The sequence below is a fragment of the Nonomuraea sp. NPDC005730 genome, assembly GCF_040630865.1.
Lineage (GTDB): Bacteria > Actinomycetota > Actinomycetes > Streptosporangiales > Streptosporangiaceae > Nonomuraea.
In genome coordinates, this window is record NZ_JBEXYK010000055.1 from 36,343 (window position 1) to 60,366 (window position 24,024).

The window sequence follows — 24,024 nt, forward strand, 5'->3', positions numbered from 1 at the left end:
AAACCCCATCAGCCCTTCTTCTTCGACAACGTCGCGTACACCACGATGTTGTCCGTGTAGCTGTGCGCCTCCTTGTTGAAGACGCCGCCACACGTGATCAGCCGGAGCTGCGAGTCCTTGGTGTTCCCGTACACCCGGGACGTCGGGAACGCCGACTTGCTGACCTGCTCGATCCCGCTCACGGTGAACCGGGTGACCTTCCCGTCCGACCGGTACACGTAGATCGGGTCGCCCTTGGCCAGCTCGCGCAGGCGGTCGAAGACGGCGGGGCCCTTGCGGGTGCTGACGTGGCCGTTGATGATCGCGGGCCCGAGCTCGCCCGGCACCGGCGAGAAGCGGTACCAGCCGGTCTGGTTCGGCCTGGTCAGCGGAGGCGTGCCCAGGTTGCCCTTGATGTCCACGGTGACGCCGCCGATGGGGGCGTTCACCTTGATCTTGGGGATCTTGATCCGGCTGGGCTTCGCCTTGGCCTTGGCGGCCTTCGTCCTGGCCTTGGGGATCGGCGGCACGGTCGGGGCCGCGGCCAGCGGCGGCGGCGCGTCCGGCCGGGCCGGGGTCAGCGTCGCGCCCTTGCCGCCCGGTCCCACGGTCGCGGGCAGCACGAACGCGCCCGCGTTCTCGATCTGCACGGCGGTCGGCCGGTCGGCGGCGGCCAGCGTGCCGGAGCCGTCGTCCACCTTGGGCGCCACGGAGAGCAGGCCCACCATGATCGCACCGACGCCGGCCAGCGAACCGGCGATCAGCAACCCGGGCATCGCCCGCTGCATCGGAGTCTTCTGCTCGGCCATCACTTCGTTCCTCCCGCGTGCGCAGCCCTGCGGCGACGCAGGGCGAGCCCGCCGCCCGCGCTGCCCATGAGCAACATCGCCCCACTGGCCATCAGCCCGTACGGCCGGTCCGGCTCGTCGGGCGCCTCACCGGTGTCCACCCCGCCCTTGGGGACCTTGGCCACCTGCGCCCTGACGTACGTGGTCGCCGTCGGGCCGGTCGCGGTGGGCGTGGCCGTGCTCGTGCTCGTCCCCGTGACCGCCGGCACCACGACCACGTGCCCGAGCCCGTTGGTCGGGGTGGGCTGGGAGTGGTGCCGCGTGGGGGTGCTGGTCGCCGTGGACGTGCCCGTGTTGGTGGGAGTGTTCGTCGGCGTGTTGGTAGGGGTGTTCGTCGGCGTGTTGGTGGGGGTGTGCGTGATCGTCGGTCCCGACTTGTCCCGTACGGTCACCGTCACCGAGACCGGCCCGCCGACGAGCTTGCACTTCGCGCCGTGGTAACCCGTCGGGATCTTGGCGGTGTTGGTGGACACCTTGAACGCGTCGAGCCAGGCAGGCTTGCTGGAGGCGTTCACGATCCTGATGGTGTGCTTGCCGTACTTCAGCTCCGGCGACTTCCAGATCGTGAAGCCGCCGTCGAGGTCGTCGTTGACGGGCAGGTCGTCGTCGGAGCGCGAGGGGTCCTCCGTGGCCACCTTGCCGCCGTCGATGTAGATGTCCACCGGGCCGGCGTCCTTGTCGTGCGGCCCGATGTACTCCACGCCGGTGCCGGTGAAGCTCAGCTCGGCCCATGCGCCGAGGTCGTTGGTCTCGTGCAGGTCGTTGTGCACGTGGTTCTCGGAGCCCGGACGGTCGTCGATCGAGCTCCAGCCGGGGCCGTAGTTGATCTTCATGTCGGTCGGGTTGTCGGTCTCGTTGCCGTCGTTGGCGACGACCGTGCCGTCCGGCGGGGTGAAGTCGAGCTCGATGTCCTTCGGCGTGACCTTGATGGTTCCGACCTTGTCGATCAGGCCGGGGTCGTTCAGGGACTCGGGCAGCGACAGTTCGCCGTCGGGGCGCAGCTTGCCCTTCTGCTCGACCGAGCCCTTCGGCTGCAGGATGCCCTGCCAGCTGCTGGTCAACTCGACGTTGCCGGTGGCGTGCACATTGGCACCCGGAGCGAAGTAGCCGGGCGACTGGAGCCGTCCGTGGTCGGCGTAGTCGAGCTTCCAGGTGAAGTTGAGCGGGTCGCCGACCACCAGGTCGGTGGCGAAGGTGAGATGGGTGTTCAGGCGTACCGGCCCGTGCCGCACGATGCTGTCGGCCCCGGAGGGAACGCATTCGTACTGCACGTCCAGGTCGGCCGGTGCGGCCGAGGCCGGGACGCCGGGCAACGCGACGACCCCGACGGCCGCCACCGATGCGATCGACGCGGCGAGCAACGACTTGCGCCACCGACTCACGGGACACTCCGATCATCACAAATAGACCGAGGGTAGATCTTAGAGTCGAAAACACCCGCAACGCAGGCGGTTTCCCCCAAGTTCCAGCACTTGTGATGAAGCCGTGTCCCCCGCCGCCTCCCTCAGCGTGAAAGCGGGTATACCTCCGGGTAACAGAATCGTATTCTGTCGTGCACGACACCTGCTTGGAGGCGAATCGATGCAGCGAGACCTCTTCGACGAGGAGCACCTGCTCTTCCGGGAAACCGTGCGCGAGTTCATGGCCCGCGAGGTCGTGCCGCACCACGGCCAGTGGGAGAAGGACGGCATCGTGCCCCGCGAGGTCTGGAAGAAGGCCGGCGAGATCGGCATGTTCGGCTTCGGCGTCCCCGAGGAGTACGGCGGATCCGGCATCACCGACTTCCGCTACAACGCCGTGATCGTCGAGGAGATCATCAGGAGCGGCGCCTCCGGCCTCGGCTTCTCGCTGCACAACGACGTCATGGCCCCGTACGTCGTCGAACTCACCGACGACGAGCAGAAGCAGCGCTGGCTGCCCGGCTTCGCCTCCGGCGAGCTCATCACCGCGATCGCGATGACCGAGCCGGGCGCCGGCAGCGACCTGCAGGGCATCAGGACCACCGCCGTCCGCGCGGGCGACCACTACGTGGTCAACGGCCAGAAGACGTTCATCACGAACGGCGTCAACGCCGACCTCGTGGTCGTGGTCGCCAAGACCGACCCCGAGGCGGGCGCCAGGGGAACGACGCTGATCGTGGTCGAGCGCGGCATGGAGGGCTTCAACCGCGGCCGGAACCTGGACAAGGTCGGCATGAAGGCCCAGGACACCGCCGAGCTGTTCTTCGAGAACGTACGCGTGCCCGTCGCCAACCGCCTCGGCCCGAACGAGGGCGAGGGCTTCTTCCATCTGATGAACAACCTGCCCCAGGAACGCCTGTCGATCGCCGTGGGGGCGGTGGCCGCGGCGGAGACGGTGCTGGAGCAGACGATCGAGTACTGCAAGACCCGCCAGGCGTTCGGCCGCAACATCGGTTCGTTCCAGAACACCCGCTTCGTCCTGGCCGAGCTGGCGACCGAGACGGAGATCGCCCGCCACTACGTGGACAAGTGCATCCTGGCGCTCAACGCCCGGCAGCTCACCGTCGTGGACGCGGCCAAGGCCAAGTGGTGGACGACCGAGCTGCAGAACAAGGTCATCGACCGCTGCCTCCAGCTCCACGGAGGCTACGGCTACATGATGGAGTACCCGGTCGCCAAGGCGTGGCTGGACAGCCGCGTCCAGACCATCTACGGCGGCACCACCGAGATCATGAAGGAGATCATCGGCCGGTCCTTCGGATTCTGACGGCAGGCGCGCGCCCGGCCGGGCCGCGCCGCATACTGTCAGCATGGACGGCGGCCTGATCCTCCTCGTTTTCCTGGCATTACTGTTCGCCTGGGGGCTCAACCGCGTGCGCAGGGCGTTCCGGCTCGGCCCCGTCGGCTACGCGGGCGTGATGATCGTGTTCATCATCGCCATGCTGCTCGTCTGGGGCCAGACGATGCGCTGAGGCCGGGAAGGCTCACCCCGGCATCCCCCGCACGAACCGGGTCAGCAGCCGGGCGAGCCGCCCGCCGGCGCCCTCGATCACGTCGAGCACCTCGAACTCGGGGCCCGTCGCGCCGTGCTGCCGGGCCAGCGCCCGCCTGCTCCGCCTCAGGCCCTGGCCGCGTATGGCGCCTCGCGCAGGGAGTGGCAGCTTCTCCACGCCACCGCCCAAGGGGAGAACGCCGTCGCGCTCGCGCCGTTCGAGGGGGTGGAGGAGGCCGTACGGAGCCTGACGTCGAGGGGATGGCTGGCGGACGGGCGGCTGACCGACGAGGGCAGGGCCGTGCACACGGCCGTCTCCGAGCGTGTCACCCGCTTCCGACAGCAGGTCACGCAGAACGTGAGCCCGCAGGAGTACCAGACCGCCGTCGAGGTGTTGCGCCGCATGGCGGCCAACGCCGAACGCTAGGAGGCCGCCCGGTCGGCCGCAAGGACGACCCGGGCCACCAGCTCCGGATCATCGCTCATCGGCACGTGCCCGCAGCCCCTGAGCAGCTTGACCCGCTGCCCCGACCAGCGCGCCGCGCGCACGGCCTGGCGGCGCGGCAGCAACCGGTCGCGCTCGCCCCAGGCGATCGTGATGGGCGACTTCGGCGGGGCGGGCGGCATCAGCCCGCCGAACGACTCCAGCGTCTCGTCGAAGCCGGCCGCCCCCGCCAGCGCCTGCGTGGCCGCGACCAGCCCGGCGGGGTCGAGCCGGCTCGGACGGGCCACCAGCACGCCGCTGGACACCGCCCGCATGAACGGGTTGCCGGCCGCCCTGACCGCCTGCTCGGGCGACATCGCGCGCGCCGAGTTCCGCAGGCCCTTCAGCGTCGTCTGGCAGTAGAGCAGCTCGGACCGCGACCAGAAGCCGGCCGGCGACAGCGCGGTCGCCGCGCGCACGACGCCGCGCGAGGCCAGTTCGAGCGCGATGTAGCCGCCGAGCGAGTTGCCCACCACGTGCGGCTCCCGGATGCCGAGCAGCGCGCAGAACGACTCGACCGCGTCCGCCAGCGACTCCGCGGTGTACGGGATGCCCGCGGGCAGCCGCGGCGACACCCCGAAACCGGGCAGGTCGATGGCGATCACCGTGTGGTCGGCGGCCAGCCGGTCCATCACCGGCAACCATGCCTGCCAGTGGTGTCCGATGCCGTGGACGAGGATCAGCGGCTCGCCGGTGCCCCGGCGTTCGAAGGCCAGCTCCATGCGGCCCAGTGAACCACTCACCTGCTCCGGGTGGGAATCTCGAACCAGACCGCTTTGCCTTCCCTGGTGGGACGGGATCCCCAGCGCTTGGCGAGCTGGTCGACCAGGTAGAGGCCGCGGCCGCCCTCGTCGTTCTCCCCGGCGCTGCGGATGCGGGGCAGGCGGAGGTCCTGGTCGAACACCTCGACCCAGACCGACTCCTCGCCCCTGCGCAGCCTCAGCGTGAACTCCTTGTCGCCGATCGGCTCCTCCTCGAAGCCCGGCATGTCCCAGGAATCCTCGAACGGCAGCGGCGGCCCCTCGACGACCAGCTCCCGGCGCGGGGAGTTGGCGGTGGAGGCGTGCAGCACCACGTTGGTGACGACCTCGGAGACCAGCAGGCAGGCCAGCTCGGCGCGTTCCTCGGGCACGTTCCAGCCGGAGAAGGCCTCGGAGGCCATGCGGCGCGCCTCGCCGACCATGATCGGCTGGGCCGGGAAGGTGCGCTCCTCGACGTCGAGGTCGACGTCGCTGGAGCGGACGACCAGGATCGCCATGTCGTCGTCGATCTCGCCGGGCACCGCGATCGTGGCGGCGTCGGCGATGCGCTCGACGTCGGCGTCGGCCATCTTGGCGAGCTTCTCGCACAGCACGCCGAGCGTCTCCTCCTCGCTCGGCATCCGCCCGTCGCGGCCCGGACGCCGGTCGACCAGGCCATCGGTGTAGAGCAGCAGCGCCGCGCCCGGCGGGAGGGTGCGGGTCTCCTCCTTGTAGACCAGGTCGGCGTGCAGGCCCTTGGCCCGGACGCCGAGCGGCTGGCCGACCTCCTCGATGTCCATCTCCAGGCACTGGCCGTCGACCACCAGCAGCGGCGGCGCGTGCCCGGCGTTGGCGAAGGAGAGCTGCCGGGACCAGGCGTCGTAGACGAGGTACTGGCAGGTGACGATGGGCGGGATGCTGACGTCGGCGCCGTTGTCGTCCTGCTCGGGGGTGGCGATGATGCGGGTCCACTCGTCGAGCCTGGCCAGGATGTCGGCGGGCGACTTGTCGTCTTGTGCGAAGGCCCGCAGCGCAGCCCTGAGCTGGCCCATGATGGCCGCGGCCTTGGCGCCCCTGCCCTCGACGTCGCCGATCACGATGCCGACCCGGCCGGCCGAGAGCGGGATCACGTCGTACCAGTCGCCGCCGACCTGGGTCTGGATGCCCTGGCCGTGGGAGGCGAGCGGGGCCGCCGGGTAGTAGCGCACCGCGATGTCGAGGCCGTCGAGCTGGGGCAGCGCCCTGGGCAGCAGGTGTTTCTGGAACGACTCGGCGGTGTGGCGCTCCTCTTCGAACAGCAGCGCGTTGTCGATCGCGAGGGCCACGCGGGTGGCGATGGCGCCCACGAAGTCGCGGTCGAAGGCGTCGTAGTGGGGGCTGCGCCGGTCGGTCAGGTTGGACAGGCCGAGGTACATCAGGCCCAGCGTCTCGCCGCGCACCAGCAGGGGGGCGACGATGGCCGAGGTCATGCCGATCTCACTGGCCAGCCGCGCGCTGCCCTCGTGGGGCGACGGGTAGCTGGTGGTGGAGAAGTCTTCGACCAGGATGGTCTCCTGGCGGCGCAGCGCGGTGTCGGCGTAGTGGCCGGAGGGGTAGCGGATCTCCGCGCCCACCGGCTTCCACGTGCCCGCGGGCGGCGTCCAGCCCTGGACGTGCTCCGAGACCCGGCGGACCAGCCGGTCGCCCTCCATGAGCTCGATGAAGCAGTGGTCGGCGAACTGCGGCACGAGCATCTCGGCCACCCGCTTGAGCGTCTCCTCGACGTAGAGGGAGCCGGCCAGCCGCTCGCCGATGCGTTCGAGGAGCCCGAAACGGTCCTTCTCGCGTTCGTTGCTGCGCAGGGCCTCGCGGGCCAGGATGACGATGCCGGTGACCGAGCCGGACGGGTGGCGCAGCGGCACGGCCTGGGCGCGGACGTAGACGATCGTGCCGTCGCCGCGCCTGACGTCGAACGTGCCCTCCCACACGCCGCCCTTGAGCACGTGCTTGGCCAGCTCGATGGCCATCGGGTGGTCCTTCTCCATGATCCCGAGGGACAGGACGGACGCGTCACGCGCCGGCGCGTTGCCGGGCCGGCCGAACAGCTGCTCGGCGAAGGGATTCCAGTAGAGGAGATTGCTGAAGCGGTCTGTCACGACCACTGCCATTTCGGCATGGTCCAGAACGGACCCGGCACCAAGGTGATCAGCCGTTTCTTGTGACAGATCCCCCCATCGCTTCATCCGGAGACCACTCCTTGGGGTGGCTTGTGCGCACAGCGGACCACGGGTGCTCCTGCAACTGTCTTGGCCAGGGGAGAGTGGAGGGCCTCCCAAGAGGGATTCAACCAAGTGGCTGCGCGCGCGTCAGCGCTTGGAGACAAAAACGTGCGCGGCAACGTCACGCGGAAGCTCCGCGGGAGTGTCGTTCGCGTCACCGTCACCTGTCACCCGCACACCGTCGTCGCTCGCCGCGAGCGTCACCTCGCGTCCGGGTTGTATCCCAACTTGCTTGAGTTTAAGCATCACAGCAGGATCGCTTTGCACTTGTTCGCTGATCCGGCGCACCACGACCGGAATGTCACGCGGCCCGGCGGCCTCGGACATCGAGGTCAGGACGTTGGCCGCGCCGTCGGGCACCTCCTGCGCCCCCAGCTCGGCCAGCCCCGGGATGGGGTTTCCGTGCGGGCAGACCGTGGGGTTGTCGAGCAGCGTCACCAGCCGCGCCTCGACCGACTCGGACATGACGTGCTCCCACCGGCACGCCTCGATGTGCACCTCTTCCCAGGGAAGGCCGATGACCTGGGTGAGCAGGCATTCGGCCAGACGGTGCTTGCGCATCACGCGCGTGGCCAGCGTGCGGCCCAGGTCGGTCATCGACAGGTGCCGGTCGCCCTCGACGCGGACGAGGCCGTCGCGCTCCATGCGGGCGACGGTCTGGCTCACGGTGGGGCCGCTCTGCTGGAGGCGCTCCGCGATGCGGGCGCGAAGGGGGACGATGCCCTCCTCTTCGAGCTCGTAAATCGTGCGGAGATACATCTCCGTCGTGTCGATCAGGCCGTGTGCGGTCAAGGCTCCTCCCAACTGAAATGCTACGCCGGTCGTGGCGGGGACTGAGCCCGTCCGCTACGGGCACAGAAGTCATCAGGAACCCTATTGGGAGAACGACCGACGATGGTTAAGGACGGCAACAACGGAGCGGCCGAGTTCCTTCCCGACCGGCGCGACCTCGGCTCCCTGCGGACGGCGGCCGCCCGCTGCGAAGGCTGCGACCTGTATGCCAAGGCCACCCGGACGGTGTTCGGCGAGGGCCCCGAGCAGGCCCGTTTCATGCTGGTGGGCGAGCAGCCAGGAGATCGCGAGGACCGCGAGGGACATCCGTTCGTGGGGCCCTCCGGACGTGTGCTGGATCGGGGTCTGGAAGAAGCGGGAATCGACCGGGACGCGGTTTATTTGACCAACGCTGTCAAACATTTCTCCTTCACTCCCCGGGGGAAGAGAAGGATTCATCAGAAACCGACGGTCGCCGAGATCGAGGCGTGCCGGCCGTGGCTCGGCGCGGAGCTGGAGCTGGTGCGTCCCGACGTGGTCGTGGTGCTCGGCGCGACGGCGGCCAGGTCCCTGCTGGGCAGGGCGTTCCGGCTGACCGGGCACAGGGGCGAGCCGGTGCCGCTCGGCGACGCGCTCGCGGTGGCCACGATCCACCCCTCGGCGGTGCTGCGCGCGCCCGACAGGGACGCGGCCTACGCGGGCTTCGTCTCCGACCTCAAGGCCGCGGCGCGGGTGTCGGAGCGGTAATTGCGGAACCCGGCCACCGACAGGCCGACGACGAGCACGGTGACCGCGCACGCCAGTCCCCCGCCCACCCAGGCGCCGGTGAGCCCGAAGGCGGTCGCGGTCGCACCGGCGCGCAGGTCGCCGAGGCGCGGGCCGCCCGCCACGACCACCATGAACACGCCCTGCATCCGCCCGCGCATCTCGTCGGGGGCGTAGAGCTGCAGGATCGACTGCCGCCACACCGACGAGATCACGTCGGCCACGCCGCCGACCGCCATGAACGCCACGACGAGCCACAGCTCGCGCACCAGCCCCGCGGCCGCGACGGCGAGCCCCCACATGGCGATGGCCAGCACGAGCGCGATGCCCTGCCGCGAGATCCGCCCCAGCCAGCCGGAGAACAGCGCGCCGGCGACCGAGCCGATCGCCATGGCGGAGGTCACCCAGCCGAGCGCGGTCATCGAGCCGCCGAAGCGATCGGCGGCCAGCTCGGGGTAGAGGGCGCGCGGCATGGCGAACACCATCGCGATGATGTCCACGACGAACGACATCAGCAGCACCGGGCTCCTGGCGATGAAGCTGAGGCCCTCCCAGACCGCCCGTGCTCCTGGACGTGTCACCTCGCCCAGCGGGGGCAGGGCGGGCAGCCTGAGGGCCGCGTAGAGGCCGCCGCTGAACAGCAGGGCGTCCACCGTGTAGGCGGCGGCGTAGTTGGGGTGGTCGCCGCCGGTGGCCAGCAGCACGCCGCCGAGCATCGGGCCGACGACCGCGCCGAGGCTGTAGACCAGCGAGTTGAGCGCGTTGGCGGCCGGCACCAGCTCGGGGTCGAGGATACGCGGGATCACCGAGCCCCTGGTCGGGCCGGTGATCGCGAACCCGGTGGCGTTGACCGCCGTCGCCGCGAAGATCAGATACACGTTGCCCAGCCCGAGCAGGGCCTGCGCCAGGATGACCAGGGTGGCCGCCCAGGTGATGAGCGAGCCGATGACGAGCAGCCTGCGCCGGTCGAAGGCGTCGGCGACGGCCCCGCCCCACAGCCCGAAGACCAGCAGCGGGACGAGGTTGGCCATGCCGAGCAGGCCCACCCAGAGCGAGGAACGGGTCAGGTCGTAGACCTGCTGGCCGACCGCCACGACGGTGACGGCGACGCCCACGTTCGAGACGGCCTGGCCGGACCAGATCCGCCGGTACGCGGGCACGGCCAGCGGCCTTGTGTCCACAAGATGACGTTTGACCAGTTCCCCGAATGCCACCTAAGGCAATTTATGGTGCAAGTCTCTCCAAAGCCCAACCGGGTCGGGTGCGCCGGTAGCGCAGCCTGTCGTGCATCCGGTCGAGCTGTCCCTGCCAGAACTCCACCTCGGTCGGCGTCACCCGGAAGCCGCCCCAGAAGTCGGGCACCGGCGGATCCTCCGGCCAGCGGGCGGACAGCTCCTCGTAGCGCTCGTCGAGCTCCTCGCGCGAGCGCACGACCGCCGACTGCCGCGAGGCCCAGGCCCCGATGCGGGAGCCGTACGGGCGGGAGTTGTAGTAGTCGGCCGACTCCTGGTGGGAGATGCGGGCGACGGTGCCCTCGATGCGGATCTGGCGACGGATGGCGTGCCAGGGGAACAGCAGCGAGGCGCGTCCGTTCTCGGCCAGGTCGCGGCCTTTGCGGGACTCGTAGTTGGTGTAGAAGACGAAGCCGTTCTCGTCGTAGCCCTTGAGCAGGACCGTCCTGGCGCTCGGCCGGCCGCCCGCGGAGGCGGTGGCGAGGACCATGGCGTTCGGTTCGGGCAGGCCGGCTTCGAGCGCGTCCTGGAACCAGACGGTGAACTGCGCGACGGGGTCGGACGCGAGGTCGGTCTCGAGCAACGGCTCGCCCTCGTACGTTCGGCGTAGCGCCGCCAGCAGAGGCGGGCGCGGGGTGGCATCCACGAGACGGTATTCTTGCGCGCTCATGTGGCAGATCCCACGCTAGGGCGCGTTCGGCGGCCTGACGCAGGTCGCGGGGTACGTGTCCACAGCAGGCTCCCTACCAGCGGGTTTGGCGTTTCGGCGGGTCCCGAGACCGACCATGACCTGGGAGGGGGTTAAATTGACCCGCCGGTATCTCGACATCAAGGCATTGCCGTTACATGGCAAGAAAGGGAGGCGGCCGAGCATGTCCGACTTCAAACCCGGCCTCGAAGGCGTCGTAGCTTTCGAGACCGAGATCGCGGAACCGGACAAAGAAGGGGGCGCCCTTCGATACCGGGGCGTCGACATCGAGGAGCTGGTCGGCCGTGTCCCGTTCGGGCACGTTTGGGGCCTGCTGGTCGACAACAAGTTCCAGCCGGGCCTGCCCCCGGCGGAGCCGTACCCCATCCCTGTCCACTCCGGTGACATCCGCGTAGACGTGCAGAGCGCGCTGGCCATGCTGGCTCCGGCCTATGGCTTCAAGCCCCTGCTCGACATCAGTGACGAGGAGGCCCGCGACCAGCTGGCGCGCGCCTCCGTGATGGCACTCTCCTTCGTCGCGCAGTCCGCGCGCGGCCTCGGCCTGCCGATGGTGCCGCAGAGCCGGGTCGACGAGGCGAAGACCATCGTCGAACGCTTCATGATCCGCTGGCGCGGTGAGCCTGATCCCAAGCACGTCAAGGCCATCGACGCCTACTGGACCTCGGCCGCCGAGCACGGCATGAACGCGTCCACGTTCACCGCCCGCGTCATCGCCTCCACCGGCGCCGACGTGGCCGCGGCGCTCTCCGGCGCCGTGGGCGCGATGTCGGGCCCGCTGCACGGCGGCGCCCCCGCCCGCGTGCTCCACATGATCGAAGGCGTGGAGCAGCTCGGCGACGCCAAGAAGTACGTCCAGAGCGAGCTCGACAAGGGCAACAGGCTCATGGGCTTCGGCCACCGCGTCTACCGCGCGGAGGACCCGCGCGCCCGCGTGCTGCGCCGCACCGCCAAGGAGCTCGACGCGCCCCGCTACGAGGTCGCGGCGGCGCTGGAGCAGGCCGCCCTGGAGGAGCTGCACGCCCGCAAGCCCGACCGGGTGCTCGCCACGAACGTCGAGTACTGGGCGGCCGTGGTGCTGGACTTCGCCGAGGTGCCCTCGCACATGTTCACCTCGATGTTCACCTGCGCCCGCACGGCCGGCTGGGCCGCGCACATCCTGGAGCAGAAGCTCACGGGCCGGCTGGTGCGTCCGAGCGCCAACTACATCGGCCCGGCCTCGCGCCCGCTCAGCGACGTCCCCGGCGCCTCTGAGGTCGCCGGCACGATCTGACACGTTTTCGCCCGTGTCATGAACGGCCCGCCCACTCAAGGGCGGGCCGTTCCGCGTCTCATTCGGCGGACCCGTGCGACGTCACCCGGACGGCCTCAGTACGCTTGGCACGTGGCTGACATCGTGATTCCCGCTGACATCAAGCCCGCCGACGGCCGCTTCGGCTGCGGGCCCTCGAAGGTTCGCACCGAGCAACTGGCCGCGCTCGCCGCGTCCGGCGCGAGCCTCATGGGCACCTCGCACCGCCAGAAGCCGGTCAAGAACCTGGTCGGCCGCGTGCGCTCCGGGCTCGCCGACCTGTTCTCGCTGCCCGAGGGCTACCAGGTCGTGCTGGGCAACGGCGGCACCACCGCGTTCTGGGACATCGCGGCCTTCGGGCTGATCAGGGAGAAGTCCCAGCACCTGTCGTTCGGCGAGTTCTCCTCGAAGTTCGCCGCCGTCGCCAAGAAGGCGCCGTGGCTGGCCGACCCGAGCGTGATCAAGTCCGACGTCGGCACCTACCCCACCGCGGCCGCCGAGGACGGCGTCGACGTCTACGCCCTCACCCACAACGAGACCTCGACCGGCGTCGCCATGCCGATCTCCCGCGTGGGCGGCGACGACTCGCTGGTGCTGGTCGACGCCACCTCCGGCGCGGGCGGCCTGCCGGTCGACATCGCCGAGACCGACGTCTACTACTTCGCCCCGCAGAAGAGCTTCGCCTCCGACGGCGGCCTGTGGATCGCGATCATGTCGCCGCGCGCCCTGGCCAGGGTCGAGGAGATCGCCGCCTCCGGCCGGTACGTCCCCGAGTTCTTCAGCCTGCCGATCGCGATCGACAACTCGGGCAAGGACCAGACCTACAACACGCCCGCCGTGGCCACGCTGTTCCTGCTGGCCGACCAGCTCGACTGGATGAACGGCAACGGCGGCCTGGCCTGGACCACCGCCCGCACCGCCGAGTCCAGCCAGCGCCTGTACACCTGGGCCGAGAAGTCGTCCTACGCCACGCCGTTCGCCGCCCCGCAGTTCCGCTCGCAGGTGGTCGGCACGATCGACTTCAACGACGACGTCGACGCCGCCGAGGTGGCCAAGGTGCTGCGCGCCAACGGCATCGTCGACACCGAGCCCTACCGCAAGCTGGGCCGCAACCAGCTCCGCATCGCGATGTTCCCGGCCATCGAGCCGTCCGACGTCGAGGCGCTGACGGTCTGTGTCGACCACGTGGTCGAGCGTCTCTAGCCCATCGCGCGCCGGCTCGTCCGGCGGGTCAGCTCGTCCAGGAGCGCCAGGGCGTCCTCCTCCTCGACGCTCTGCGCGAACCTCGTCAGCACCGGCAGCCTGTCGGTGCTGACCGCGAGGGCCTCCAGCATCAGGCGGCTGACGTGCTCGGCCCTCGAGCAGGCGGCCGCGTAGCGGAAGGCGTTGCGCGCGGGCGTGCGCACCAGCAGGCCCTTGCGCACCAGCCGCTCGGCGACGGTCTGCACGGTCGTGTACGCGAGGTCACGGTCCTCGTTGAGCCTGTCCAGGAGCTCCCGCACGCGCATGGCCTTGCCGGCATCCCACAGCACGTTCATGATCGCGCGTTCCAGGGATCCCAGGTTCGCCAACTCACCAGTCCTCCGGCTCGATCAGTAGGAAACATTCTTGCCCGAACAGCCCCCGATCGGCCAGGGGCGAGCGCTGCCCCGCAGCCTCGGCTACCTCATGTTCGCCAGCCGCTGGCTGCAGGTCCCGCTCTACCTGGGCCTCATCGTGGCCCAGGCGGTGTACGTCTGGCAGTTCATGACCGAGCTGTGGCACCTGCTGAGCAGCGTCTTCCTGCACCCGGCGACCGGCGACGGCACGTCGGCCGAGGTCGTCGTCATGCTCACGGTCCTGGCGCTGATCGACGTCGTGATGATCTCCAACCTGCTGATCATGGTGATCATCGGCGGTTACGAGACGTTCGTCTCGCGCATCAACCTCAACGACCATCCCGACGAGCCCGAATGGCTCTCCCACGTCAACGCCAACGTGCTGAAGGTCAAGCTGGCCACGGCCATCGTGGGCATCTCGTCGGTGCACCTGCTGCAGACGTTCATCCGGGCGCGTGACGTGCCCAACGACAAGATCATGTGGCAGACGATCATCCACCTGGCGTTCGTGGCCTCGGCGATCGGCCTGGCGCTCATCGACCGCATGCTCTCCAGCTCGCCGGCCGAGCACACCAAGCCACACCTGTAGGGCTCAGAAGCGGGCCGGCAGCGTTCTCCTGCGCGGCAGCACCCCGGCGGCCACCACGCCGCCCACGAGGCCGAACAGGTGGCCCTGCCACGAGATGCCCTGCTGGTTGGGGAGCAGGCCCCACAGGATCGAGTAGTAGGCCACGCCCACGCCGATGCCGATCAGGATGTCCACCAGGCGGCGGTCGAACAGGCCCCGGGCCAGCACGAAGCCGAAGTAGCCGAAGACCAGGCCGCTCGCGCCGATCGTGATCACGCCGGGGCTGGACACCCACGTGCCGAAGCCGCCGATCACCACGATCACCAATGTGGCCCACAGGAACCTGCGGATGTCGCGCACCGCCGCCAGGAATCCCAGCACCAGCAGCGGCAGCGAGTTGGCCATGAGATGGCCGAAGCCGCCGTGCAGGAACGGCGCGAAGAAGATGCCCACCAGGCCGTCGGCGTCCCAGCCCGCGATGCCGTAGGAGTCGAGCGCGCCGCCCATCACGTAGTCGACGCCCTCCAGGACCCACATCACGGCGAGCATGGACCCGAGGATGACGATCGCCTTGATCGCGTTCGACAGGAAGGTGCCGGCGCCGCGCTTGGCCGACTCGAACCTGGAACCCGAATAGTCGCTCATGCGCTCTCCTGGTGGTCGTCTTCTCCCTTTACCGTACGTAGGAAAGCTCACGCACGCGCGTTGACGCGGCCCCTTCCGGTCGTGCGGAAGGGGCCGGCGTACGGGTGAGGGTTACTCGCCCTTCCACTGGGGGGCGCGCTTCTCGGCGAAGGCCGCCGCGCCCTCCATGGCGTCCTTGGAGCCGAACACCGGGTTGATGATCGCGCCCTGCCTCTTGAACATCTCCTCCAGGGGCCAGTCCTGGGACTCGATGATCACCTTCTTGGTCGCCGCGAGCGCCAGGGGGGCGTTGGCGGCGATCTTGCGGGCCAGCTCCAGCGCGCCCTCCAGGGCGGCCCCCGGCTCGGTGATCCGGTTGACCAGGCCCAGCTCGTACAGGCGGGAGGCGGGGTAGTGGTCGCCGGTCAGGGCGATCTCCATGGCCACGTGGTACGGGATCCGCCGCGGCAGCCGCATGATCCCGCCCGCGCCCGCCACCAGCCCGCGCTTCGGCTCGGGCAGCCCGAACGTGGACTCCGACGAGGCCACGATGACGTCGCACGACAGGGCCAGCTCGAAGCCGCCCGCCAGCGCGTACCCCTCGACCGCGGCCACCAGCGGCTTCTTGGGCGGCGCCTCGGCGATGCCGCCGAAGCCGCGGCCCTCGACCACCGGGAAGTCCCCGGACAGGAACCCCTTGAGGTCCATGCCCGCGCAGAACGTGCCCCCTGCGCCGGTCAGCACGTACGCCGAGATCTCGGCGCGGGCGTCGAAGGTGTCCAGCGCCTCGGCGATCCCCCGGGCCACCGCACCGTTGATCGCGTTACGCGCCTTCGGCCGGTTGATGGTGATGACCGCGACGTTGCCGGACTCCTCGACGAGCACTTCGTCAGACACGGGACCTCACTTGGGCTGGAAGCGGATGCCGCCGTCGAAGCGCACGACCTCGGCGTTCATGTAGTCGTTCTGGACGAGCGAGTGCACCAGGTGGGCGAACTCGTCGGCCCGGCCCATGCGCTTGGGGAAGACCACGGGGGCCACGAGCTTGGCCTTGAACTCCTCGGCGTTGCCCGAGAAGCCGTAGATGGGGGTGTCGATGATGCCGGGGCAGACCGTGTTCACGCGTACGCCGATGGCCGCCAGGTCGCGCGCGGCGGGGACCGTCATGCCCACGATGCCGCCCTTGGAGGCCGAGTAGGCGAGCTGGCCCGTCTGGCCCTCCAGGGCGGCGACGGAGGCCGTGTTGATGACCACGCCGCGCTGGCCGTCGGCGTCGACCGGCTCGGTGGCGGCGATGGCGGCCGCGGCGATGCGCATGAGGTTGAAGGTGCCGATCAGGTTGACCTCGATCACCTTGCGGTACGTGGCCGGGTTGTGCGGCTTGCCCTCGCGGTTGACCGTGCGCTCGGCCCAGCCGATGCCCGCGCTGTTGACCACGACGCGCAGCGGCTTGCCCGTGGCCACGGCCGCGTCGACGGCCGCCTGCACCTGATCGTCGTCCGACACGTCCGTCCTGACGAAGACGCCGCCGAGCTCGTCGGCGACGGCCTTGCCGCGCTCCTCGTTGAGGTCGGCGATGACCACGGTGGCGCCCGCGCGGGCGAGCTCGCGGGCCGTCGCCTCACCGAGCCCGCTGGCACCGCCGGAGATGATTGCTGCAGATCCGTTGACGTCCATATCCCGGACCTTAACGCGCCAACCGAATGAAGTTCTACTCGGGGCGGGTTAAATCTCCCCCACGGCGCTGTCGACATCGGAGTACACCTTGATCCGCCGGTCGAGCCCCGTGGTCCGCAGGATGCGCGCCACGGGCGCCTGGGGCGCGGCGAGGGACACCCCGCCTCCCTCTCCCGTGGCCAGCCGCCAGGCCTCGATCAGCACCGACAGACCGCTGGAGTCCATGAACGACAGCTGCTGCAGGTCGAGCACGAGCCTGGCGCTGTCCTGCTTGATGGCGTCGCGGACCTCGTCGCGGAGGAACGGTGCGGTGAACAGATCGAGCTCTCCCTCAACAGCCACCACCACGGCGTCACCCAGGGCGTGTCGCGCAAGCCGCAGCTTCATTTGGCCCCTCCTCGATGAGCCACTGTACTTCGACATCCCCGGATAGCGGGCATGCACAAACTACGAAGAGCCGGATACAGAAGGACTAGACCGGACGAATCATGCGCTAGACGCGGCGCTGAGGGTTCTTACCCAGTCGGCCGTCCGGCCCGCGACCTGGGCACCAGGTTGCTCACCCGGCCGGGACGGCGAAGCCGTACGGGAGCTCCAGACGGTGCCCGGCCAGCAGCTCGGCGTCGGCCAGCAGCTCGCGCGTGGGCCCGTCGGCGGCGATCACGCCGCCCGAGAGGATCAGTGAGCGCTCGCACAACTCCAGCGCGTACGGCAGGTCGTGGGTGACCATGAGCACCGTCACGTCCAGCGAACGCAGGATCTCGGCCAGCTCCCTGCGCGCGGCCGGGTCGAGGTTGGAGGAGGGCTCGTCGAGCACGAGGATCTCCGGCCGCATCGCCAGCACCGTGGCCACCGCCACCCGGCGCCGCTGCCCGAACGACAGGTGGTGCGGCGGCCGGTCGGCGGCCGCCAGCATGCCGACCCGGTCGAGCGCGTCGCGGACCACCCGGTCGAGCTCCGCGCCCTTGAGGCCGGCGTTGGCCGGGCCGAAGGCGACGTCGTCCCTGACCGTGGGCATGAAGAGCTGGTCGTCGGGGTCCTGGAAGACCAGGCCGACACGCTGCCTGATCTCCTTGAGCGTGTCCTTGCGCACCGGGACGCCGCCCACGGCCACGCTGCCGTGCCCGGTGGTGAGGATGCCGTTGAGGTGCATGACGAGGGTCGTCTTGCCGGCGCCGTTGGGGCCGAGCAGCGCCACCCGCTCACCGCGGCCGATCGCCAGGTTCACGCCGAACAGCGCCTGAGTGCCGTCGGGGTAGGCGTAGGCCAGGTCACTGACCTCCAGAGAGTTCACCATGAGAGCCCCAGAACCGCGAGTGCCACGACGGGCAGGACGAGCGCCGCCGCCCACTGCCCGATGGATGCCGAAATATCTTGAATTATCGGCATCCGTCCAGCGTAGCCGCGACTCAGCATCGCCAGATGCACCCGCTCGCCCCGCTCGTACGAACGGATGAACAGCGCCCCGGCCGAACGCGCGATCACCGGGATCTGGCGGAAGTTGCGCGCCTCGAACCCGCGCGACTCGCGCGCCACCCGCATCCGCCGCATCTCCTCCATGATCACGTCCATGTACCTGAGCATGAACATGGCGATCTGCACCAGCAGGCTCGGCAGCCGCAGCCGCTGCGCCCCGACGAGGATGACCCGCGGCTCGGTGGTGGCCGCGAGCAGGATCGAGGCGATCACCCCGAGCGTGGCCTTGACCAGGATGTTCCAGGCCGCCCACAATCCCTGCACGCTCAGCGAGACCCCGAGCACCGTCGTGCGCTCGCCCATCCCGATCACCGGGATCAGGAACGCGAACAACACGAACGGCAGCTCGATCACCATCCGCCGCAGCACGTGGCCGACCGGCACCCGCGCGGCCAGCGCGACGCCCCCGAGCAGCGCCGCGTAGACCGCGAACGCCCAGAAGCGCTCCCGCGGCGTGGCCACCACGACGACGGCGAAGGCGAAGACGGCGAGCAGCTTGCACTGCGGCGGCAGCCGGTGGACGGGGGAGTCACCCGGCAGGTAGAGATCGTGCCGATGCCCCGCGCCCACCGTCACTCACCGTCTCTCACAGATCAGACCCCCACGTTCGTACGGCTGCGCGCGGCGAACGCCACGGCACCGGCGATGAGCAGCACGAGCCCGACGCCGACGATCCCGGCCACGCCGACCGGGATGCCGCCCACATCACCGTAGTCGGCCAGCGCCCACGACCCGAACGCGTGGTCGGCCGCCTGGCCGCTGAAGCCCTTGTTCTCGGCCACGGCCTCCAGCCCGTCGGGGTCGGAGGCGGCGAAGAAGGACACCACGCCGGCCAGCACCAGGGTCAGCCCGATCCCGCCCAGCAGGAACGGCTTGAGCGGGCCCGGCCGGGCCGCCGGCGCCGGCTCGCCCACGGTCGTGGTGGCGCCTTCGGCCCCCTTGAGCACGAGCGGCTTGGCCAGCCCGCGGGCGCCGTACACCAGGTCGGGCCGTACGGCCAGCACGGCGGCGACGGTGGTGGCGGTGATCAGCGCCTCGCCGATGCCGATCAGCACGTGCACGCCGCCCATGGCCGCGGCCACGGCCGACACCTCGATGGGCGCGGTGCCGCCGATCCAGAACAGCCCGGAGAACACCAGCGCCGAGGCCGGCACCGAGATCAGCGCCCCGAGGAACGCCCCGAGCGTCACCCCGCCCCGGCCTCTGGCCATTGCGGTGACCAGCCTGAAGACGCCCCACCCGACCAGCACGGTGACGATGCCCATGATGGTGATGTTGACGCCCAGCGCGGTCAGCCCGCCGTCGGCGAAGAACACGGCCTGTACCAGCAGCACCACGGCCATGCAGAGCACGCCTGTGTAGGGCCCCACGAGTATCGCCGCCAGCGCGCCGCCCAGCAGGTGACCGCTGGTGCCCGCCGCGACGGGGAAGTTCAGCATCTGGACCGCGAAGATGAAGGCCGCCACGAGCCCCGCCATGGGCGCGGTGCGGTCGTCCAGCTCCCGGCGGGCGCCGCGCAGGCAGACCGCTACCCCGGCGGCCGCCACCGCTCCGGCGGAGACGGATGTAGCTGCGTTGAAGAAGCCATCGGGTACGTGCACGGCAACGCCTCCAGAAGGACGAACAAATCCTCCTCACTTTAGAGCATCGCCTTGCACCTGCACATAGGTGGCAATTACTGAAGGATCCTCCTGAGGATCGTTCGCGGCGTCAGCCGGTGCACGACCGTGCTCAGCCGCCCCTTCCCCGAGGTCGCGTACGGCCGCACGCTGCGCAGCAACGCCGCGCCCCGCCACCTGCGCGGGCCGGCGACCGTGTCGGCGTCGGTCTCGATCCTGAACAGCGCGGGCGGCCCGCCCAGGTCGAGCTCCAGGTAGGCGTCCCAGGTGCCGGGCGGGAGCCGGCCCACCGCCGGCCTGGCCGCGAACCCGCCCCCGGGCAGGGCCGTCACGCGCTCGGCGCGCTCGCGGCCGGTACGCCGTTCGCGCCAGACGATCTGCCTGATCGCCGCGCACTCGGGAACCTCTCCGGCCACGCTGACCTCGCCCTGCACGACGAGCCGGTGCCCCAGCCCCCACCTGGTCCGCTCCAGCCGGACGATGCCGGGCACGGCGACGACATGGCCGCCGACGTCGATGCTCAGATTGCCGTTGTCCCTGGTGAAGTACGGCAGGGTCACCACGCCGCCGATCAGGCGGGGCTGCGGCCGGGTGACGCCGTTGTCGCGGTCGGCGCCCAGCCTGCCGTGGCGCACCACCCCCTCCAGCTCGACCGCCACCCGCAGGTCCCAGACGCCGGAGGCGAGCGCGGCGGCCTCCACCCGGGCGGTGAACTCCGTGCCCTGCCGCTCGGCCGGGACGACGAGCTCGCCGTGCGGGTCGTTGCGGGCGCGCAGCACCAGGGCCACGCCGTCGTCCTGGCTGATGCCCTCCAGCCCGGCCGTGCCGCTCACCACCAGGTGATCGTCCTCCCAGCGCAGCCCGGTCAGCCGCCGCCGCACGGTGGCGCTCTCGATGCGGGCCAGCCGGACCAGGCGGTCGACGTCGCCGAGCGCGGCCACGCGCTGCTTGTCGATGGTGTTCAGCCGGGCGTGCACGCCGGGGGTGAACCACTCGTCGCACAGCGCCGCGACCTCCTGGGCGATCTCCTTGCGGCGCACGTCGTCGCTCTCCAGGAACACCGCGCCGAGCTGGGCGAAGGCGTCGAGCCTGAAGTGCCGGCGGAGCAGGTGGTCGCGCAGCGGGCCGGGCTCGACGTGCCGGGCCATGAGCCGGATGGGCCGCCGGATCATGGTCAGCCAGGCGATCGGGTCCCGGCTGCCCGCCTGCTGCATGATGCTGCTGCCGTCGGACCTGGAGACCAGGTGGTAGCAGTCGTGGTCGGCGACCACCGAGATCACGCCGGCGTGGCAGTAGGCGTGCACGGTGAACATGATGTCCTCGCCGACCAGCATGTCTTCTGCGAAGCGGATGCCGTGCCGCTCGACCATCTCCCGTCTGAACAGCTTGAAGCAGCTCAGGCTGTTGTAGACGTTGCTGTCGGCGAGGGTCAGGCGCTCGGCGTTCTGCTGGAACATCGAGGCGGGGGCCCGCCTTCCGTGGCCCACGATCTTGCCGAGCACGATGTCGGAGCCGTTCCTGTCGGCCATGGCGACCATGCGTTCCAGCGCCTCGGGGCCGAGGTGGTCGTCGGCGTCGCAGAAGAAGACGTACCGGCCGGTGGCGTGCGCGAGGCCGACGTTGCGCGGCCGGCCGGCGCCGCCCGACCCCTCGATGTGCACGACCTTGACGCTGGACTGGTGGTAGGTGGCGTAGAGGTCGAGGAGCTCGGCGCCGCCGTCGGTGGAGCCGTCGTCGACGACGACGATCTCCTTCTTCACCCGCTGCACGAGCGCCGAGGTGAGACACCTGTCCAGATAGGGACGGCAGTTGTGCACCGGGATGACGACGCTGACGTCGACCGTCTCGTCGTTGTTACCCGCCGCCGACATCGCCACCACTGCCGTCACCTCGGAGTCACGTTGCGCCGCCATGTCGTTTCAGTATGTGACGAACGCCCGTCGCCGCGGGGCCCGATCGGCCGTCTTGGAGTCACCTATTTGCCGACCCCGGCGATTCGTTGCATTCCTCGGATAGACCTCGCAGATGTCTCTAATCAGCACATTCACCAGGGACCGAATGAGTTTCAGGGGAAAATCCTCGACCTGCCAGAGGAAGAAAACTCTCCGCCGGGATCAGGGACCTACTCCGTGGGCGTCTCAGGTCATCCTCCGGCGGGGTACACACGTCTACAGTTAGGCAACCTTGACCGGGGAGGTGGCGGTAATGGCATCGAATCTTCGCTGGCATCGGGCGGGCGGCACGGCCATGGGCAAGGCCGAGTTCGCTCGTTCGTCAGCGCGCCTGACGGAGCTCTTCGAGTGCTCGGCGATGCTGCGACGTACGCGGATGCGGGCCGAGGAGATCGTCGACGAGGCCCGCACGCTGCTGGCCGAGGCCGAGGCCGAGGAGTTCGCCGACCCCGACCGCATCGAACGTCTGCGCGGCCAGCTGGAGGAGGCGCGGGCTTCGTACTCCAAGGTGCTGACCGCATATGTCACGCTGTGCCGCAGGATCAACCAGGAGCGGCAGGAGATTCTGGCGATGCAGATGGACATCGAGTTGAACCGCGATTCCGGTTTGTCGGGAGTGGCTTGATGATTTGTCCGGGACAATTCCCGGAACCCTCGACGGAATGACTCCCCTCTCCCTCCGGCCCGTGCCTCCCCTGAGAACGTTTCAGATAGATGTGAACCTATGTGACACCTGAGACGTCTTTTGTTCAGGGAGGCCCACCATGCGCGTCCTTGACGGTCTGGCGTCGCCGGACCTGGAGGAGCTCAACCTGGAGCTGATCCTGGTCGCGGCGCTGCACGACGAGGCGGAAAGGCTAGCCGCCGAATGAACGGGCTCCAGCTCCCCGGCCCCGCCGGGGAGCTGGAGCAGGGGGCCGCGGCGTAGGATCACGGATCATGCTGCGCTGCGCCGTCCTCGACGACTACCAGGGCGTGGCCCTCGGGCTGGCCGACTGGTCGCGAGTCCGGGCCACGAGCTTCCTGGCCCACTTCACCAGCCAGGACGAGCTGGTGGCGGCCCTGGCGGACTTCGAGATCGTGGTCGTCATGCGGGAGCGCACGCCGTTCGGCGCGGAGCTGTTCGAGCGGCTGCCCCGGCTGCGCCTGCTGATCACCACGGGCATGCGCAACGCCTCCGTCGACCTCGACGCCGCCCGCGCCCGCGGGGTCACCGTGTGCGGCACGGGCAGCGCCTCCACCCCGCCGGCCGAGCTGACCTGGGCGCTCATCCTCGGCCTCGCCCGCCACCTGGTGCCCGAGGCCACGGCGATGCGCTCCGACGGCCCGTGGCAGAGCACCGTCGGCATGGACCTGCACGGCGGCACGCTCGGGCTGCTCGGCCTCGGCAAGATCGGGGCGCAGATGGCGCGCATCGGGCAGGCGTTCGGCATGGACGTCATCGCCTGGAGCCAGAACCTGACCGCGGCGCGCGCCGGCGGGCTCGGTGTGCGGGCGGTCGCCAAGGAGGAGCTGTTCGCCGAGTCCGACGTCGTCTCCGTCCATCTCGTGCTGAGCGAGCGCACCCGCGGGCTCGTCGGCGCGCACGAGCTGGCGTTGATGCGGCCCAGCGCCTACCTGGTCAACACCTCGCGGGCGGCCATCGTCGACCAGGCCGCCCTGGCGTCGGCGCTGCGCGAGGGGCTGATCGCGGGGGCCGGGCTCGACGTGTTCGAGACCGAGCCGCTGCCTGCCGGGCACGAGCTGCGCAAACTGCCCAACGTGCTGGCCACCCCCCATCTCGGGTACGTCACCGGCGGCAACTACGAGACCTACTTCCGCGACGCCGTGCAGGACATCGACGCGTTCCTGGCCGGCGCGCCGATCCGCGTCCTGGCCTGATCCCGGCTCACTCCGCCCGCGTCCTGGCCCGGAAGGCGGCGGTCTTGACGCGGTTCTGGCAGGCCGTGGAGCAGAAGCGGCGGGTGCCGTTGCGGGAGACGTCCACGTAGACGCGGTCGCAGTGAGGGGCGGTGCAGACGCCGAGCCGGTCGCCGAACTCGCTGCCGAGCACGATCGCGAGCCCGGTCGAGCAGCTGGCCGCCCAGTCGCCCGCCACCGAGCCGCCGGGGCCGTGGAAGTGCAGGTGCCACGGCTCGCCGTCGTGGCGTTCGAGCATCGGCCTGGCCCTGCTCTCCTCCAGCAGCGCGTTCGTGGCCATGGCGGCGGTGTCGACGTCGCCGTCCGCCACCGCGCGGAACACCACGCGTAGCCGGGCCGCGACCTCGGCCAGCTCGGCGGCATCGGCCGCGCCGATGCCGCGGTGGCCGGAATAGACGCTGCCCAGCGCGCCGGAGGCGGCCGCGGCGAGGTCGTCGGGGACGGGGAACTCGCGCCCTCGCTGCTCACCCGGGGTCAGCGCGTTGACCAGCGCCACCGCGACCCGGACGATTGCATCTGTGTGACTGTTGTAATCCACTTGACCAGTTACACCTTCGCGTTCTA

The 24,024-nt window shown here is 70.1% G+C and carries 27 protein-coding genes; 9 read left to right on the forward strand and 18 right to left on the reverse strand.

Annotation, left to right across the window (positions count from 1 at the left end; translation table 11 throughout):
* Positions 1-8: 8 nt before the first annotated feature.
* Both ABZ444_RS39485 and ABZ444_RS39490 read right to left on the reverse strand, forming a co-directional pair.
* Positions 9-788: a class F sortase gene (locus ABZ444_RS39485; RefSeq protein WP_358008717.1), complete on the reverse strand. Its 780-nt coding sequence runs from the start codon at positions 786-788 to the stop codon at positions 9-11.
* The gene (locus ABZ444_RS39490; protein ID WP_358008719.1) at positions 788-2,209 is read right to left on the reverse strand and encodes a hypothetical protein; all 1,422 of its coding nucleotides are present in this window, start codon (positions 2,207-2,209) and stop codon (positions 788-790) included. The genes ABZ444_RS39485 and ABZ444_RS39490 overlap by 1 nt, the downstream gene beginning before the upstream one ends.
* 199 nt (positions 2,210-2,408) lie before the next feature.
* Between ABZ444_RS39490 and ABZ444_RS39495 the strand changes: the two genes are divergently transcribed.
* Entirely contained in the window at positions 2,409-3,554 is a 1,146-nt protein-coding gene (locus ABZ444_RS39495) for an acyl-CoA dehydrogenase family protein (protein ID WP_358008721.1), read from the forward strand.
* A gap of 43 nt (positions 3,555-3,597) precedes the next feature.
* Positions 3,598-3,759, forward strand: a complete 162-nt coding sequence (locus ABZ444_RS39500) for a hypothetical protein (RefSeq protein WP_352322270.1) — start codon at positions 3,598-3,600, stop codon at positions 3,757-3,759.
* Positions 3,760-3,771: 12 nt separating this feature from the next.
* Here the strand turns inward: ABZ444_RS39500 and ABZ444_RS39505 are convergent, their stop codons facing one another.
* Complete coding sequence (locus ABZ444_RS39505; RefSeq protein ID WP_358008723.1) at positions 3,772-3,957, reverse strand: hypothetical protein; 186 nt, start codon at positions 3,955-3,957, stop codon at positions 3,772-3,774.
* Between the two features lie 48 nt (positions 3,958-4,005).
* Between ABZ444_RS39505 and ABZ444_RS39510 the strand changes: the two genes are divergently transcribed.
* The gene (locus ABZ444_RS39510; RefSeq protein ID WP_358008725.1) at positions 4,006-4,206 is read left to right on the forward strand and encodes a hypothetical protein; all 201 of its coding nucleotides are present in this window, start codon (positions 4,006-4,008) and stop codon (positions 4,204-4,206) included.
* Here the strand turns inward: ABZ444_RS39510 and ABZ444_RS39515 are convergent.
* The 3 genes from ABZ444_RS39515 to ABZ444_RS39525 form a co-directional block, all read right to left on the reverse strand.
* Positions 4,203-5,006, reverse strand: a complete 804-nt coding sequence (locus ABZ444_RS39515) for an alpha/beta fold hydrolase (protein ID WP_358008727.1) — start codon at positions 5,004-5,006, stop codon at positions 4,203-4,205. The two genes, ABZ444_RS39510 and ABZ444_RS39515, sit on opposite strands and share 4 nt — an antisense overlap.
* Positions 5,003-7,225: a SpoIIE family protein phosphatase gene (locus ABZ444_RS39520; protein ID WP_358008729.1), complete on the reverse strand. Its 2,223-nt coding sequence runs from the start codon at positions 7,223-7,225 to the stop codon at positions 5,003-5,005. Before ABZ444_RS39520 ends, ABZ444_RS39515 begins: the two co-directional genes overlap by 4 nt.
* A gap of 123 nt (positions 7,226-7,348) precedes the next feature.
* A complete protein-coding gene (locus ABZ444_RS39525) occupies positions 7,349-8,053 on the reverse strand; it encodes a metal-dependent transcriptional regulator (RefSeq protein WP_357967321.1) in 705 nt (234 codons plus the stop codon).
* Positions 8,054-8,155: 102 nt separating this feature from the next.
* On the opposite strand from ABZ444_RS39525, the gene ABZ444_RS39530 reads away from it, so the two are divergent.
* On the forward strand, positions 8,156-8,779 hold the full coding sequence (locus ABZ444_RS39530) for a UdgX family uracil-DNA binding protein (protein ID WP_358008731.1): 624 nt from the start codon (positions 8,156-8,158) through the stop codon (positions 8,777-8,779).
* On the opposite strand, the gene ABZ444_RS39535 is transcribed toward ABZ444_RS39530, so the two are convergent.
* Complete coding sequence (locus ABZ444_RS39535; protein WP_358008733.1) at positions 8,725-10,011, reverse strand: MFS transporter; 1,287 nt, start codon at positions 10,009-10,011, stop codon at positions 8,725-8,727. The genes ABZ444_RS39530 and ABZ444_RS39535 overlap by 55 nt on opposite strands.
* 10 nt (positions 10,012-10,021) lie before the next feature.
* Positions 10,022-10,699, reverse strand: coding sequence for a pyridoxamine 5'-phosphate oxidase (gene pdxH, locus ABZ444_RS39540; protein ID WP_357967315.1), 678 nt, complete (start codon positions 10,697-10,699; stop codon positions 10,022-10,024).
* Positions 10,700-10,901: 202 nt separating this feature from the next.
* Between pdxH and ABZ444_RS39545 the strand changes: the two genes are divergently transcribed.
* Together ABZ444_RS39545 and serC are read left to right on the forward strand one after the other, a co-directional pair.
* A complete protein-coding gene (locus ABZ444_RS39545; protein ID WP_357967312.1) occupies positions 10,902-12,008 on the forward strand; it encodes a citrate synthase 2 in 1,107 nt (368 codons plus the stop codon).
* 111 nt (positions 12,009-12,119) lie between these two features.
* Positions 12,120-13,229 carry a phosphoserine transaminase gene (gene serC / locus ABZ444_RS39550; RefSeq protein WP_358008735.1) on the forward strand — a complete coding sequence of 370 codons (1,110 nt, stop codon included), beginning with the start codon at positions 12,120-12,122 and terminating at the stop codon, positions 13,227-13,229.
* Here serC and ABZ444_RS39555 read toward each other — a convergent pair.
* Positions 13,226-13,597, reverse strand: coding sequence for a BlaI/MecI/CopY family transcriptional regulator (locus ABZ444_RS39555; RefSeq protein ID WP_358008737.1), 372 nt, complete (start codon positions 13,595-13,597; stop codon positions 13,226-13,228). The two genes, serC and ABZ444_RS39555, sit on opposite strands and share 4 nt — an antisense overlap.
* 37 nt (positions 13,598-13,634) lie before the next feature.
* Between ABZ444_RS39555 and ABZ444_RS39560 the strand changes: the two genes are divergently transcribed.
* A complete protein-coding gene (locus ABZ444_RS39560; RefSeq protein WP_352355382.1) occupies positions 13,635-14,213 on the forward strand; it encodes a TIGR00645 family protein in 579 nt (192 codons plus the stop codon).
* Positions 14,214-14,216: 3 nt separating this feature from the next.
* Here the strand turns inward: ABZ444_RS39560 and ABZ444_RS39565 are convergent, their stop codons facing one another.
* The 8 genes from ABZ444_RS39565 to ABZ444_RS39600 all read right to left on the reverse strand — a co-directional run bounded on the left by ABZ444_RS39565 (position 14,217) and on the right by ABZ444_RS39600 (position 21,501).
* A complete protein-coding gene (locus tag ABZ444_RS39565; RefSeq protein WP_358008739.1) occupies positions 14,217-14,837 on the reverse strand; it encodes a rhomboid family intramembrane serine protease in 621 nt (206 codons plus the stop codon).
* 111 nt (positions 14,838-14,948) lie between these two features.
* Complete coding sequence (locus tag ABZ444_RS39570) at positions 14,949-15,713, reverse strand: crotonase/enoyl-CoA hydratase family protein (protein WP_358008741.1); 765 nt, start codon at positions 15,711-15,713, stop codon at positions 14,949-14,951.
* 6 nt (positions 15,714-15,719) lie between these two features.
* Positions 15,720-16,493 carry an SDR family NAD(P)-dependent oxidoreductase gene (locus ABZ444_RS39575; RefSeq protein WP_358008743.1) on the reverse strand — a complete coding sequence of 258 codons (774 nt, stop codon included), beginning with the start codon at positions 16,491-16,493 and terminating at the stop codon, positions 15,720-15,722.
* A gap of 48 nt (positions 16,494-16,541) precedes the next feature.
* On the reverse strand, positions 16,542-16,880 hold the full coding sequence (locus ABZ444_RS39580; RefSeq protein WP_101785558.1) for an STAS domain-containing protein: 339 nt from the start codon (positions 16,878-16,880) through the stop codon (positions 16,542-16,544).
* A 172-nt stretch (positions 16,881-17,052) separates the two neighbouring features.
* Positions 17,053-17,790 (reverse strand): ABC transporter ATP-binding protein, encoded by a 738-nt coding sequence (locus ABZ444_RS39585; RefSeq protein ID WP_358008745.1) that lies wholly within the window; start codon positions 17,788-17,790, stop codon positions 17,053-17,055.
* Positions 17,784-18,539, reverse strand: a complete 756-nt coding sequence (cbiQ, locus tag ABZ444_RS39590) for a cobalt ECF transporter T component CbiQ (protein WP_358008747.1) — start codon at positions 18,537-18,539, stop codon at positions 17,784-17,786. The genes ABZ444_RS39585 and cbiQ overlap by 7 nt, the downstream gene beginning before the upstream one ends.
* Before the next feature lie 23 nt (positions 18,540-18,562).
* A complete protein-coding gene (locus tag ABZ444_RS39595) occupies positions 18,563-19,570 on the reverse strand; it encodes an energy-coupling factor ABC transporter permease (protein WP_358008749.1) in 1,008 nt (335 codons plus the stop codon).
* A gap of 74 nt (positions 19,571-19,644) precedes the next feature.
* Positions 19,645-21,501, reverse strand: coding sequence for a glycosyltransferase family 2 protein (locus ABZ444_RS39600; protein ID WP_358008751.1), 1,857 nt, complete (start codon positions 21,499-21,501; stop codon positions 19,645-19,647).
* A gap of 292 nt (positions 21,502-21,793) precedes the next feature.
* Here ABZ444_RS39600 and ABZ444_RS39605 point away from each other — a divergent pair, with 292 nt between their 5' ends.
* Positions 21,794-22,165, forward strand: a complete 372-nt coding sequence (locus ABZ444_RS39605) for a hypothetical protein (protein ID WP_358008753.1) — start codon at positions 21,794-21,796, stop codon at positions 22,163-22,165.
* Between the two features lie 314 nt (positions 22,166-22,479).
* A complete protein-coding gene (locus tag ABZ444_RS39610; protein WP_358008755.1) occupies positions 22,480-23,421 on the forward strand; it encodes a D-2-hydroxyacid dehydrogenase family protein in 942 nt (313 codons plus the stop codon).
* Positions 23,422-23,428: 7 nt separating this feature from the next.
* Here ABZ444_RS39610 and ABZ444_RS39615 read toward each other — a convergent pair whose 3' ends face one another.
* The gene (locus ABZ444_RS39615) at positions 23,429-23,998 is read right to left on the reverse strand and encodes a CGNR zinc finger domain-containing protein (protein ID WP_357967281.1); all 570 of its coding nucleotides are present in this window, start codon (positions 23,996-23,998) and stop codon (positions 23,429-23,431) included.
* Positions 23,999-24,024 lie beyond the last annotated feature (26 nt).